Annotated in this window: 12 protein-coding genes; 7 read left to right on the plus strand and 5 right to left on the minus strand. The window is 38.0% G+C overall.

What is annotated here, in order from left to right:
- The first annotated feature begins 11 nt into the window (after window positions 1-11).
- The 4 genes from U9R83_RS06340 (at window position 12) to U9R83_RS06355 (ending at window position 4,455) form a co-directional block, all read left to right on the plus strand.
- The gene (locus U9R83_RS06340) at window positions 12-1,517 is read left to right on the plus strand and encodes a sugar ABC transporter ATP-binding protein (protein WP_328575171.1); all 1,506 of its coding nucleotides are present in this window, start codon (window positions 12-14) and stop codon (window positions 1,515-1,517) included.
- Window positions 1,514-2,548, plus strand: a complete 1,035-nt coding sequence (locus U9R83_RS06345) for an ABC transporter permease (RefSeq protein WP_042992251.1) — start codon at window positions 1,514-1,516, stop codon at window positions 2,546-2,548. Before U9R83_RS06340 ends, U9R83_RS06345 begins: the two co-directional genes overlap by 4 nt.
- Before the next feature lie 86 nt (window positions 2,549-2,634).
- Window positions 2,635-3,975: a CoA-disulfide reductase gene (locus tag U9R83_RS06350; protein WP_328575172.1), complete on the plus strand. Its 1,341-nt coding sequence runs from the start codon at window positions 2,635-2,637 to the stop codon at window positions 3,973-3,975.
- Window positions 3,976-4,215: 240 nt separating this feature from the next.
- The gene (locus U9R83_RS06355) at window positions 4,216-4,455 is read left to right on the plus strand and encodes an aspartyl-phosphate phosphatase Spo0E family protein (protein WP_013082228.1); all 240 of its coding nucleotides are present in this window, start codon (window positions 4,216-4,218) and stop codon (window positions 4,453-4,455) included.
- A gap of 64 nt (window positions 4,456-4,519) precedes the next feature.
- Here U9R83_RS06355 and U9R83_RS06360 read toward each other — a convergent pair whose 3' ends face one another.
- Together U9R83_RS06360 and U9R83_RS06365 are read right to left on the minus strand one after the other, a co-directional pair.
- Complete coding sequence (locus U9R83_RS06360) at window positions 4,520-5,251, minus strand: ZIP family metal transporter (protein WP_014461072.1); 732 nt, start codon at window positions 5,249-5,251, stop codon at window positions 4,520-4,522.
- A gap of 156 nt (window positions 5,252-5,407) precedes the next feature.
- Window positions 5,408-6,175 carry a DUF4931 domain-containing protein gene (locus U9R83_RS06365; RefSeq protein ID WP_014461071.1) on the minus strand — a complete coding sequence of 256 codons (768 nt, stop codon included), beginning with the start codon at window positions 6,173-6,175 and terminating at the stop codon, window positions 5,408-5,410.
- A 199-nt stretch (window positions 6,176-6,374) separates the two neighbouring features.
- Between U9R83_RS06365 and U9R83_RS06370 the strand changes: the two genes are divergently transcribed.
- Window positions 6,375-6,845 (plus strand): MarR family winged helix-turn-helix transcriptional regulator, encoded by a 471-nt coding sequence (locus tag U9R83_RS06370; protein ID WP_243557216.1) that lies wholly within the window; start codon window positions 6,375-6,377, stop codon window positions 6,843-6,845.
- A gap of 170 nt (window positions 6,846-7,015) precedes the next feature.
- Complete coding sequence (locus U9R83_RS06375) at window positions 7,016-8,710, plus strand: M3 family oligoendopeptidase (protein ID WP_042992250.1); 1,695 nt, start codon at window positions 7,016-7,018, stop codon at window positions 8,708-8,710.
- A gap of 80 nt (window positions 8,711-8,790) precedes the next feature.
- Here the strand turns inward: U9R83_RS06375 and U9R83_RS06380 are convergent, their stop codons facing one another.
- Window positions 8,791-8,925, minus strand: coding sequence for a hypothetical protein (locus tag U9R83_RS06380; RefSeq protein WP_014461068.1), 135 nt, complete (start codon window positions 8,923-8,925; stop codon window positions 8,791-8,793).
- Between the two features lie 133 nt (window positions 8,926-9,058).
- Complete coding sequence (locus U9R83_RS06385) at window positions 9,059-10,642, minus strand: PAS domain S-box protein (RefSeq protein WP_226555837.1); 1,584 nt, start codon at window positions 10,640-10,642, stop codon at window positions 9,059-9,061.
- Between the two features lie 340 nt (window positions 10,643-10,982).
- On the opposite strand from U9R83_RS06385, the gene U9R83_RS06390 reads away from it, so the two are divergent.
- Complete coding sequence (locus tag U9R83_RS06390; RefSeq protein ID WP_014461066.1) at window positions 10,983-11,249, plus strand: hypothetical protein; 267 nt, start codon at window positions 10,983-10,985, stop codon at window positions 11,247-11,249.
- A gap of 51 nt (window positions 11,250-11,300) precedes the next feature.
- On the opposite strand, the gene U9R83_RS06395 is transcribed toward U9R83_RS06390, so the two are convergent.
- The gene (locus U9R83_RS06395; RefSeq protein WP_014461065.1) at window positions 11,301-13,415 is read right to left on the minus strand and encodes an ATP-dependent Clp protease ATP-binding subunit; all 2,115 of its coding nucleotides are present in this window, start codon (window positions 13,413-13,415) and stop codon (window positions 11,301-11,303) included.
- Between the last annotated feature and the right edge of the window lie 201 nt (window positions 13,416-13,616).

Consider the following 13,616-nt stretch of genomic DNA (forward strand, 5'->3'; position numbering starts at 1 on the left):
GAGGGACAGACATGACGAACGAGCTTTCAATGAAGAACATTACAAAAAACTTTGGTTCTTTTCAAGCGCTGAACAAAGTTGATTTTACTGTTCAAAAAGGGGAAATTCATGCTTTATTGGGAGCCAATGGTGCCGGTAAAAGTACGTTGATGAAAATATTGTGCGGAGCTTACGACGAGTACGAGGGAAAGATCTACAAAGACGGAGGAGAAATCTCTATTTCTTCTCCTAAAGAAGCGAAGAGTCACGGCATCGGCATTGTACACCAAGAAGTCGATGTAGCGCTGATTCCTTCGCTGTCAGTAGCTGAAAACATTGTGTTAGACGTACAGGCTTCTAATAAAAGTAAGGCATTTGTAAACTGGAAATCTATTTATAAGAAAGCGGAAGAAGCTCTTTCTTTACTTGGTTCTTCTTTATCCGTTAAAAAAAATGTCGTTGATCTAACTCTATCAGAAAAACAGCAGGTGCTTATTGCACGTGCAATTGTACAGAATGTTGATTATTTAATTTTGGATGAACCAACCGCACCTCTTAGTGTGGAAGAGACGAAACAATTGTTTTCTGTGATGAGAGAGCTGAAGAAAAGCGGAGTAGGCATTATTTATATTTCACATCGCCTTCAAGAAGTGGTTGATATTTGCGACCGCTTAACGGTTTTAAAGGACGGACGCTATGTAGCTACAAAAGAAACTTCACATACATCAATTGAAAACGTGATTACGCTTATGCTAGGAACGTCTTCTGTAAAGCAGTGGGTCAAAAAATCAATAGAAGTTGGAAACGAACTTTTACACGTAGAAGCATTATCTCTTCCAGGGCGTCTTTCGAATATCTCTTTTCATGTAAAAGAAGGAGAGGTAGTCGGTATTGCAGGGCTTGTGGGAGCAGGAAAAACGGAGCTTTGCCGAAGTCTATTTGGTTTAGAGCAATATGTGAGCGGCAGCGTTCGGTTAAAAGGCAAGAAATTAAAGTTGAATAAGCAGCCGTATTATTATATTGCACAAGGTCTTTCTCTTGTTCCTGAAGAACGAAGAAAAGAAGGGATTTTTGTTCAAGAATCGATTGCGGATAACTTAGTTTTGCCAAGTCTGTCCCGCTTTACAAATTATTCGTTTCTAAAGCGAGGAAAGATCAAAGAAAAAGCGCAGAAAACGACTGGGCAAGTTGGCGTAAAGTCTCATTCTATCGAGCAGTCAGTTGGAACGTTAAGCGGTGGAAATCAGCAGAAAGTAGCAATCGGAAAATGGCTTGTTACGGACTCTGACGTACTGTTGTTCGATGAGCCAACTAAAGGGGTCGATGTAGGCTCCAAGCGAGAGATATTTGATTTAATTACAAATCTTGTGTCACAGCAAAAAGGAGTTGTTTATGCAACCTGTGAATTCGAGGAGCTGCTAGGGGTAGCGGATCGAATTTATGTTATGTACAACGGAAAAATCGTGAAAGAATTATCCAAAAAAGAAGCAACTAGTGAAAAATTATTTTATTATACAGCAGGAGGAGTAAAAGGATGAGTGCGGAGTATGTAACAGAACCTGTAGCGAAACCAAAGAGAAAAATAAGCGTTTTCGACTTTTTTTATAAATATGGGACAGTCTTAATGATTTTTGTTATTATGATTATTTTTTCCATTGCCACACCTAACTTTTTAACAGGAGAAAACATTAGTGATATCCTGCGCTCTATTTCCATTGTTACCTTAATCGCGCTTGGTGTAACGATATCGTTAACCGTCAACGGACTCGATTTATCTGTAGGGTCTACGGCTGGATTAGCCACTATTTTATCAGCCTCTATGCTTGTTTTACACAGACAAGAAATTGCAGTCGCTATCATTGTTCCGATTATTGCATCGCTTCTTATCGGGTTAGTAAATGCTTTTTTAGTAGTGAAAGTAAAGATTCCTGATATTTTAGCTACTCTTTCAATGATGTTCATCGTACAGGGGATTTTATTAACGTATACAAAAGGCTCAGCTATTTATACCAATATGCCTTTACCAAGCGGAGACAGAGCTCCGGGAATTTTTATTCCTTCTTTCCTTGCGCTGGGGCAAGGTCACTTTCTAGGTATTCCTGTTCCTGTGATCATTATGCTGCTGACTGTGCTGCTTGTTCATATCGTTTTTTCCTATACGAAGTTTGGGCGTTTTTTCTACGTAACAGGAGGTAACATAGAAGCAGCAAGACTTTCGGGTGTACCGGTTAATCGTTACCGCATGTATGCCTATATGTTTTCAGGTTTGCTTGCTGGAATTGGAGGAGTCGTTTTAGCTGCCCGTATTGGAGTAGGAGAAGTGAACGCGGGCTCACCATTTTTAATGGATGCCGTAGCTGCTACATACATTGGTTTTTCCGTATTTGGAGCAGGGAAACCGAATGTATTCGGGACGCTGATTGGCTCTATTTTAATCGGTGTGCTGTTAAATGGATTAACGATGCTGAATGTTCCGTATTATATGCAAGACATTATTAAAGGAGCTGTATTAGCAGGAGCCTTGGCTTTAACGTATTACCGCTCGAAACAAACATCTACGGCTGTGTAAACAGCCGTTTTTTTTCGTTTGAAATCGGGAAGAATAAGGAAAAACAATAGTATAATCTATTATTTATGTAGAAAGAGGGAGTATAAATGAAACGTGTCGTCATTATAGGAGGAGTAGCCGCCGGAATGAGCGCAGCTTCACAGCTTCGCCGGATGAAAGAAAAAGAAGAAGTAGAAATCCTTGTACTTGAAAAAGGTGGAGATATCTCTTACAGCGCATGTGGCATGCCTTACTATCTGTCAGGTGTTGTAAAAGAAAAAGACGATTTGATTGCTCGTACGAAACAAGAGTTTGAAGAGCGAAATATCTCTGTCCATCTTTTTCACGAAGTTAAAGAAGTAAATCATACAAAAAAATACATAGTAGTGCAAAATGTAAAGACGCAAGCGGAAAAAGAGATAACATATGATGAACTCATCATTGCAACTGGAACAGCGGCTGTTAAACCCAATTTTATGAGTGATAATATGCCGAATGTATGCACATTAAAGTCATTAGAAGACAGCGAAAGAATCTATACATATCTACAGGCTCACTCCGTAGAGAAAGTCACCATTATCGGCGGAGGATATGTCGGAATGGAAGTAGCTGAAGCAATGAAGGCTTTGGGAAAAGAAGTACGGGTTATTGAACAGGGAAAGCAGATTCTATCTATTTTAGATCAAGAAATGGCAAAGCATTTACAAAAGCAGTTAGATGACGATATTTTATTTCATTTCGAAGAAGAAGTGGAAGCATTGCTGCATTCAGATGGTTCCGTCACTCACGTTCAAACAAACCGTCAAACGTATCAAACAGATTTAGTGATTGTAAATGTAGGAGTTCGTCCGAATACGCAATTCTTAGAAAGAAACGGACTAAGGATGCTTGAAAATGGAGCTATTTTAGTAAACGAGAAGTTGGAAACCAACGTGCCTCATATCTACGCAGCAGGAGATTGTGCAACAAGCTATCACCGCGTATTAAAAAAAGATGTTCATATTGCTCTTGGAACCATTGCCAATAAGCAGGGAAGGGTTCTTGGTTACCGATTAGGGGGAGAAAATAGAGAATTTCCGGGTGTTGTAGGTACAAGTATTGTCAAAGTGATGGATTATGAAATTGGGAAAACCGGCATTTCAGAAAGAGAAGCAAGAGAAAATTCTCTTTTATACAAAGCCATCACGGCCGAAGCTCCGAGTCATGCGTCTTACTATCCAGGAGCTGAAAAGATTGTAATAAAACTTGTTTATCATCCTGAAACAAAAGAGATTTTGGGGGTTCAAATGATTGGTAAAGAAGGAGTAGCAAAACGAATCGATGTACTTGCGACAGCTATTACTTGTCGCCTCACAACAGATGAAATAACCATGTTAGATCTTTCGTATGCTCCTCCTTTTGCTACGGTATGGGATGCTGTACAAATTGCTGCTCAGAAAGCCGAATAAAAAAGTCACCGTCTTACAAAAGACGGTGACTTTTTTATTCGACAAGCAGCATCTTTTGTCGAAAAACAACTTGTCAAAAAAAGATAAACGGTATTCCTATAGTAATGTAAGCGTTTGTAAATTCCGACAAAATAATTTTTTCGCGAAAAAAATGTCTATTATTGCGACTCTATTTACATATTTAGTAGAATTTGTAATAATGCGTTATAAGCTAATTTCTTTGTCATAGGAGAGGATTTTGTGTTTGGAGTGAGAAATAGAACGAAATCAGAGAGATTATTAGTGGAAATCGTCCAAAAAAGACAAAAAATGGTGCAGCTCGGAGAAGAAAAAGGTCTGACTAATGAAGAAACCGTTACCTGTAGTCAAGAGCTTGATCAGCTCTTACTCGTTTATCAAAAGCAGCGTTTAAAAGAAGAGGAAGAAAAGACATCGTTTGCCACACTGATTAGCCGCTTTTTATCTTTTTCAAAGCTGTAATGCAGGACAAGCATTCGGAATCGGGCAGTAAAACAATTACGCTGCCCGTGGCCTCTCTTCAGCTTTAAAAAATGTTAATTAAAAAAATCATAAACAGCATACCAAAAATAAACGAATAAGTAGCAAACCTTTCGTTTCCATCGCCGTGACTTTCCGGAATCAACTCTTTATAAATAATAAAAAGCATGGCTCCAGCAGCAAAAGCTAATCCATATGAAACGAGAGAATCAACAAAATTAGTTAAATAAAAACCGAGTAAAGACGTTACAATCTCAACGGAGCCTGTAAGGGTAGCAATTAAAAATGCTTTTATTTTACTAATATTTTGCTGAGCTAAAAATAGCGCGACCAACAGTCCTTCAGGTGCATTTTGAAGACCGATTGCAAGGGCAATTAAGTTCCCTGTATTTTCAACATTTGAAGCGTAGCTAACACCAACAGACAGGCCTTCAGGAAGGTTGTGCAACGTAATAGCGGAAACAATTAAAAGTGCTTTTTCATCAAATTGTATGCCGGTTTTAGAATGCTCAAGATCAATGTGAGGAATATTCTGCTCCAAGAGTGTTAATGTTACCACGCCAAGCAGTAAGCCAATCGCTAAGGAAAAAAAACCGCCGCTTTGAAGAGATTCTGGAATCAAGCTCATAGTAGAAGCTGCTGTCATAATACCTGCAGTGAGCGCAAGAAGAACATCTTTCCACCGATGAGTGAGTTCTTGATTCAAAAACAGAATAGGCAAAGCACCTACTCCAGTCGATAGCGCAGAAAGAATGCTTCCAATTAGTACCTCAGTCATAAACCGTCTCCTTTTACGTATTCTTCTTTTTATCCTCAATTCACATCGTTCTTTTAGTGTATGTTTTTTTGTTTTATATGAGCATGACTATTTTAAAAGTGAATAGCTTTATGCAATAACCTTACAAAAAAGTTGAACCAGTGAAGGTTCAACTTTTTAGGTGAAGTACAGCTCCTGAACCTGATTAGCAATGTGCTCAAGTTTATTGGAAACTTGAGGAATGCCATATCCTACATACAAAGGAGATGTGGCAAAGCGAGGAATGATTTTCGCTGCAATTTTGCCGTTCTTAAGATTATAAAAAAATAAGTTGTAGCTCGTGCAGCTACGATGAAAATGATTTAATAAATAGTGAGCAGCCGTTTGAAGATAATCTGCAAACGCGTGCAGCTCTTTGTCAAGCTGATCCGTTATCACGTTAAATTCAAAAAAGCCCATTCTAGGTTTTGCAGATAAATTAAATGTGACGTGTTCATTTTGAGCAATTGTGACTCCTTCAAACTGCTCTAGCTTCACGTTTTCATTTACATCCATCTCATTTAAACCAATAATTTGCATATGAGGATGTCGTAACGATCCTCCGGACATAGGTCCATGGTTTTTGAAGAAAAGAACAGAAGCATATTCACCGCTGTTCATCATAGATATCCATCGTTCAGTAGCGAAGCTCAGCAAGGTGTACAAATGTTCTTTTGGATAAATAGACAGTTCTGAAGAACATTCATCGGTCTCAATAATAACCGTCTGATAAGCATCTTGCAGAACAGGAAATTTATTCTTTAGCCAAATGATAGGTCCTTGTTTTTCAATGATGCCTGTGAGAGATTCAACGTCACAAAATGGACAAGGATTTTGCCGGTTAACGATTGTTTCAGGCTTTTGCGAACCAATCGCGGAATTAAATAATAAATGGGTTGGTTTCATAATCATTCACCTTTTTATGTAATGGTCATATGTTTATTGTATTAAAAGCATATGTATAAATCCACTTATATACATTTTTTATCAAAAAAATTGTACAAGCGGAGAGAATAACCGATGAAATAAGCCTGCTTTGATTGACTTTGAAGGGAAATTTTAGTATTATCTTGATATCAAGATAATATTAAAGGAACTGATTAAAATGACGAATGATGTAACTAGAGAAGAGTTAGACCAATCTCTTAAATTATTTATTGTACTATCTCGTGCCAATCGTTCAATCAATGATCATGTGCATAAATTTATTCAACAGCATGGAATGAATCCAACCGAATTTGCTGTCCTAGAGTTATTGTACCACAAAGGCCAGCAGCCCCTTCAGCAAATTGGCGGAAAAATTCTGTTGGCAAGCGGCAGTATTACGTATGTAGTAGACAAGCTTGAGAAAAAAGGCTTCTTGGAGCGCGTTGCTTGTCCGAGCGATCGTCGCGTAACCTATGCAGCTATCACCAAGCAAGGCAAGGAAATGATTGAAAGCATGTTTCCGAGTCACGAAAAAAGAATTCATGATATTTTATCCGTTTTATCTAGCGAAGAAAAGGAAGTTGCCATTTCGATGCTTAAGAAACTAGGGCGCTATGCAGATGAATTTTTGCCGGAATCGACTAATTAATTAAGGAAAGCTCGTTTGTTTCTGTTGAACAAACGAGTTTTTTCTATGACTTCTTTCATGGCCAATCGACATCAAAAATAAAAAGTGACAAAAAATTGAAATTAACAGGAATACAGCTGGATAAAAACGAATTAGGTTACATACAGACAATAGAGGAAGGGGAACAAATGATGAAATTTGAGAATTATACATATACGCGACCTGATATGAATGAAATTGAAAAGCAGTTTGAAAAGGCCATTACACATTTTACGGAAGCAGCGTCAGTCAGTCAGCAAAATGAGGCAATTCGTCTAGCAAACGATGCGTATTCTCAGTACAGTACAATGGGGAACATCTGCTATATTCGTCATTCTATCGACACAGCGAATGAATTTTATAAAGAAGAACAAGACTATTTTGATGAAACACAGCCGCTTTTAGAAGGATATGTAGAGAAATTTTACAAAGCCTTAATCTCTTCGCCTTTTAAACAGCAACTAGAAGAAAAGTGGGGAAAGCAGCTGTTTTCTCTTGCTGAAATGCAGTTAAAAACGTTCTCTCCTGAAATAGTAAAAGAGCTGCAGGAAGAAAATAAGCTATCATCTCAATATACGAAACTAGTGGCATCAGCTAAAATTGTATTTGAAGGAGAAGAAAGAACGCTAGCTCAGCTCGATCCGTTTATGGAGTCACCTGATCGAGAAATGAGAAAAAAAGCAGCAGAAGCGAAGTTTCAATTTTTCACCGATCACGAAGAGGAATTTGATGATATTTACGACAAACTTGTAAAAGTAAGGACCAAGCTTGCTGAAAAATTAGGCTATAAAAATTTCGTAGAAGTGGGCTATGCTCGTATGTCTAGAATAGGCTATGATGCTGAAATGGTTGCTGCTTTTCGCAAACAAGTAAAAGAGTATATAGTTCCCCTTACTGAAAAACTAAAAAAGCGTCAGCAGGAAAGAATTCAAGTAGAGAGCTTAACTTATTATGATGAACCGTTTCAGTTTGAAACAGGAAACGCAGTGCCAAAAGGTGATGAAAAGTGGATTATTGAAAATGGACGGGTTATGTATAAGGAGCTTTCTAAAGAGACAGATGAATTCTTTTCATTTATGCTTGAAAATAATTTAATGGATTTAGTAGCTAAAAAGGGCAAAGCAGGCGGAGGCTACTGTACGTTTATTGAAGAATACAAAGCGCCGTTTATTTTTTCAAATTTTAATGGAACATCAGGCGATATCGATGTGTTAACGCATGAAGCAGGGCATGCTTTTCAAGTGTATTCCAGCCGAGATATGGAAACCAATGAGTATCACTGGCCTACGCATGAAGGAGCTGAAATTCATTCGATGAGCATGGAGTATTTTACATGGCCTTGGATGGAGTTGTTCTTTAAAGAAGACAAAGATAAATACCAGTTTTCTCATTTAAGCTCAGGCTTAACTTTCTTGCCTTACGGGGTAGCAGTAGATGAATTTCAGCATGCTGTATACGAACGCCCTGAGATGACGCCTTCGGAACGAAAACAAACGTGGCGAGAAATTGAAAAAAAATATATGCCTTCTAAAAACTATGATGGCCATCATTATCTAGAAAGCGGGGGTTTCTGGCAGCGCCAGCTTCATATTTACACGTCTCCGTTTTATTATATTGATTATACGCTCGCTCAAATTTGTGCATTTCAATTTTGGAAAAAGGATCGAGAAAATCATGAACAAGCATGGCAAGATTACGTTCATTTGTGTAAGCTTGGCGGAAGTAAGCCGTTTTTAGAATTAGTAGAGGAAGCGAATTTGATCTCTCCATTCGAAGAGGGCTGCGTGCAGTCTGTAGTAGATGAAATTGAAAACTATTTAAATAGTATTGATGATAAAAAGCTATAAAAAAAGAGATTGAGACATAACAAAATCAATCGAATCTAAAGACGAACAAATGGAATAAACAATCTAATATGAATCGCTTGTTACACCGCCGTTGATTTCCGTGCAAGGCTTCGCTTTCCGCGGGCGGCCGGTGAGCCTCCTCGGCGCTTATGCTCCTGCGGGGTCTCACCTATTCCGCTTTTCCCGCAGGAGTCTTCGCCTTGCCCTCCAATCAACAGCTAGAAGCACCTAGATTAAACCTACGCTCACCCTCATAATAAAAAATCCGAATGAGTTTGATTCTTATTCAAAAAACAAACTCGTTCGGATCTTCCTTCAACTAACATACTTTTGTTCGAGTCTCTTTTTTTAATGGTTCATTCCTTGTTCCCATAAAGGAATCGTAAGGGTAACGCTAGTTCCTTCGCCCACAGTGCTTTTAATTTCAAATGTTCCTTTATGCTGATACAAAATGTTTTTAATCACAACAAGCCCAAGACCAGTACCTGATGGCTTTGTGGTAAAGAAGGGCTTTTGAATATGCGTAAGTAAATTTGAGGGAATGCCGACTCCTGTATCTTGAATGAATATAGTAAGGTCTTTAGTATGCTGAGTAACGTTTAAATGAATTTCTCCACCGCTAGGCATAGCTTCAAGCGCATTTTTTAATAAATTAATGAGTACTTGCTTAATTTGATTTGCATCACAGCAGATGTATGTATGCCGGGCTTCCGTCTGCGTTTTAACGACAACATTTTTTAATACACATTCTGATTCAAACAAAAGAATAACGTCATTTAAAATAGTAGAGAAAGCATGCTTTTGCATAATCGTATCATGAGGTTTAGCGAGCAATAAAAATTCTCCAACAATTGAGTTAATTCGATTCAGTTCGCTCAGCATAATGGTTGTATAAGAATGATAGCGGCTGCTGTCTTCATGAATCAGCTGAATAAATCCATTTAGAGAAGTAAGTGGATTTCGAATTTCATGAGCAATACCCGCAGCCATTTCCCCAGCTAAAGATAGCTTATCCTTTTGGCGAAGAAATTTTTCAGTTTCTTTCTCTTCGGTAAGGTCACGTGAAATACCAAAAAGAGCAACGACCTGTTGATGACGATTAAAAATAGGTGAAACCGTAATTTCTACGTCAATTATTTTTCCGTCTTTTCGCTTGTCTTGAGTTTCAAAGGCAACCAGCTTTTCTCCTTTTTTAACCCTTTCTAATCGGCTTTCAGCGTCGCCTTTTAAGCCAGCAGGAATAAATGGAATGGCTTTTCCGACAATTTCTTCCGCTTTCCATCCGTATATTTGCTCAAAAGCATCGTTTACTTTAATCACTTTGCCGTCTAGACTGAACACGGCAATGGCGTCGCGGTTATATGTAAAAAAAGATTGTAAATACTCTTGAGCTGAGTACAGTTCATCTTCGGTTTTGTTCATTTTGACCGTCGTAATAGCAATCAGTTTTTTAGAGAAATGAGCACAGTATAACAAAATAATCATTGTGATCAGCGTAAACAAAATGAAATAAACGATATCTAATTTCACGAAAGTCACAGATGTAAAAAGAGTGTTGCTTACATAAAAGTACAAAACAATTATTATGGACATTAATGTAGAAATTACAATAGCGATATAGCTATAATAAATAAAGCTAACAATTATTCCAAGAAACAAAAACAAATAATTAATAACAGCAGGTTCAATAGATGTCATGTACGCAATATAGGCATAATAGCATATAAAAAAAGAATACATAATGATAGCAGGATGAAAACGAAAGTAGTACATAACTGTCACTGCCAGTAATAAAATTCCTCCGCTTATAAAAACAATCAGATGAGGATCAGCTGCAATAAAGTGGTATAACACGATGTGGACAAAATACAGCAGCCAAAAAATAAGTAAAAGAATAAAATTCCGTTTTTTTATGAGGTTGTGTGATTCCATAAAAAATCCCTTTCTTAAATGGTGAATAATTTTATAGGAGAATAACTTTATAGTCAGCTAGTCGCACGATATAGTAATATATCACTCATATTAGCATAGTTACAACTGTGTGAATAGCCGAATTGAGCACTTAGACCAAGGAAGATAGATCTAGAATGTGGCTGTTCATAAATTATTAAGGAAATATGAGGGGAATATGAACGAAATGAAGGGGATGTAAAGCTTTTGTGATAACCTTGTAAAAGCGAACTTTTTTCCAATCGGATAGGCTATACTGCCAGTAGAGCCATATGAATAGTGACTACATAGAGGCTCAGATGATTCGAAAGGAGACGGTAAAATGAACAAAAGTTTATTAGTCAAGTTATTTGGATCACTTCTAGCAATTATGTTAATCACAGCATGCAACTCACAAACGGATGAAAAAGATGCCACAGAACCGCAAACAGAACAGTCGGGTGATACTCAAGCGGAGGATACAACTACAGATGATTCACAGGAAACAATGAAGCAAGACGAAGCAGATGATTCATCTGGGGATGAAGCAGCTGATGATCAAGAAGAATCAACGGATAGTGCTGACGGAAAAACAGACGAAAGTAAATAAACGTAAGTATTTCTATAAAAAAAAGCGACTCAAGTAGAGTCGCTTTTTCTATTAGTTTTGTACGGTGATTTCGCTTGCTTCATTTAACGTTACGTTCACTGTAGATACGTCTCCGTCATCTAACAGTAAATCTGTAATTCGATCTTCAAGCTGTTCTTGAATTGCTCGGCGGAGCGGTCTAGCACCGAATGCAGGGTGATAGCCAAGTTCAGCCAGTTTTTCTTTTACCTCATCCGCTACGCTCAGCGTGATGTTTTGTTCTTGTAATGTTTCTTTTAATTCAGCAAGCATAAGGTCAACGATTTTAATCAAGTTATCTTTTTCAAGGTGATTAAACTCAATGATTGTATCAAATCGATTTAAAAACTCTGGTTTGAAATAAGATGAAAGTGAATCTAAAACGGATGCCTGTTTAAGAGCGTCATTTTCTGCGTCAAACCCAACCGTAATTTTCTTTTCACCTACACCAGCGTTACTTGTCATAATGATAACTGTGTCTTTAAAGCTTACTGTGCGACCTTGACTATCTGTTAGACGTCCGTCTTCTAGAATTTGCAGAAACATATGCTGAACGTCTGGATGAGCTTTTTCAATTTCATCTAGTAAGATGATGGAATAAGGGTTGCGGCGTACTTTCTCTGTTAATTGTCCTGCCTCTTCGTGACCTACGTAGCCAGGAGGGGAACCGATTAATTTAGACACCGCGTGTTTTTCCATATATTCACTCATATCTAGACGAACCATAGCATCTTTTGAGCCGAATAGTTCTTCAGCTAATGTTTTGGTTAACTCTGTTTTACCGACACCTGTTGGACCGACAAATAAGAATGAACCAATTGGGCGATGCTTCGCTTTTAATCCAGCGCGAGAACGTCGAATCGCTTTTGCTACTTTTTCTACAGCTTCCTGCTGTCCGATTACTTTTTGAGCTAAGTGCTCTGCTAAATGTTTCATTTTTGCTGATTCATTTTCTTGAAGTTTACCAACAGGGATACCCGTTTTCTTTTCAATAATTGCTTGAATGTCAGCAATATCCACATTCATTTTTTTCTGTTCTTCGTTCAATTGTTTTTCAAGAGCAGCTTCTTCATCGCGCAGTTTTGCCGCTACTTCATATTTTTCATTCTTTAACGCCTGCTCTTTTTCTTTTGTAATTTCTTTTAAGCGAGCGGCCGCGTCGTCTTTATTTGTAATGCCTGCCTGTAAGTTCATTTTTGAACCTGCTTCATCTAGCAAGTCAATTGCTTTATCAGGCAAGAAGCGATCTTGAATGTAGCGGTGTGATAAATTTACACAAGCGCGGATCGCTTCATCTGTATAGCTAACGCCGTGATAATCTTCATATTTACTTTGAATTCCTTTTAGAATTTCAACGGCTTCTTCTACAGACGGTTCGTGAACCATAACCGGCTGGAAGCGTCGTTCAAGAGCCGCATCTTTTTCAATGGAACGATACTCTTTTAAAGTTGTAGCTCCGACTACTTGAAGTTCGCCTCGTGCAAGAGCTGGTTTTAAAATATTGCTTGCGTCCATTGAACCTTCCGCTGAACCAGCTCCTACAAGAAGGTGAATTTCATCGATAAATAAAATCACGTTTTTTCGCTGTTGAAGCTCAGAAATCAACTGCTTCATGCGCTCTTCAAATTGACCGCGAACGCCCGTATTAGCTACGAGAGATGCTACGTCTAACAGATATACATCTTTATTTAACAGCTTGGCAGGAACTTTTCCTTCTGCGATTTTTAAAGCTAACCCTTCAACAACAGCTGTTTTACCAACGCCAGGTTCTCCAATTAGTACCGGGTTGTTTTTGTTTCTTCTATTTAAAATTTCAATGACACGCTCTACTTCTTCTTCGCGGCCAATAACAGGGTCAATTAATCCCGTTTTCGCAATTTGAGTTAAGTTTCGACCGAACTGGTCTAAAAATCCGCTGCCGCCATTTCCTTGCTGCGGCTGTTCCGGTGCAGCTTGTTCTTGTGACATTTGCTTGAATAAATCATCGATGTTCATAAAGCCGCCACCTCCAAAACCTGATGGGATTTTATGTTCTTTCATTAGCGCTTGGTAACATGTATGACATAAACGATATTGAGATTTTTGATTATTTGTTTGTACGTTTAATTGAATAGACGCTTCACGTTTATTACAGTTTTGACAAATCATTTAATTAGCCTCCCTAAATGATTTTAATCGAAGATCAGTAGGTGTTTGACCTTTCTTGACCTTTCGTAATTTCATTATACTTTGACCTTTTTTGACTTTCAAGTCTTTTGCTTAAAAAAATTTTGAGGGAAGTTCCTCGCTTATGTACAAGAGGTAGTACATTAAAAAAAGATGTGTTTTATGTGTACCCGTTCTATACAT

This window comes from Priestia sp. LL-8 (assembly GCF_036227845.1).
Classification (GTDB): domain Bacteria; phylum Bacillota; class Bacilli; order Bacillales; family Bacillaceae_H; genus Priestia; species Priestia zanthoxyli.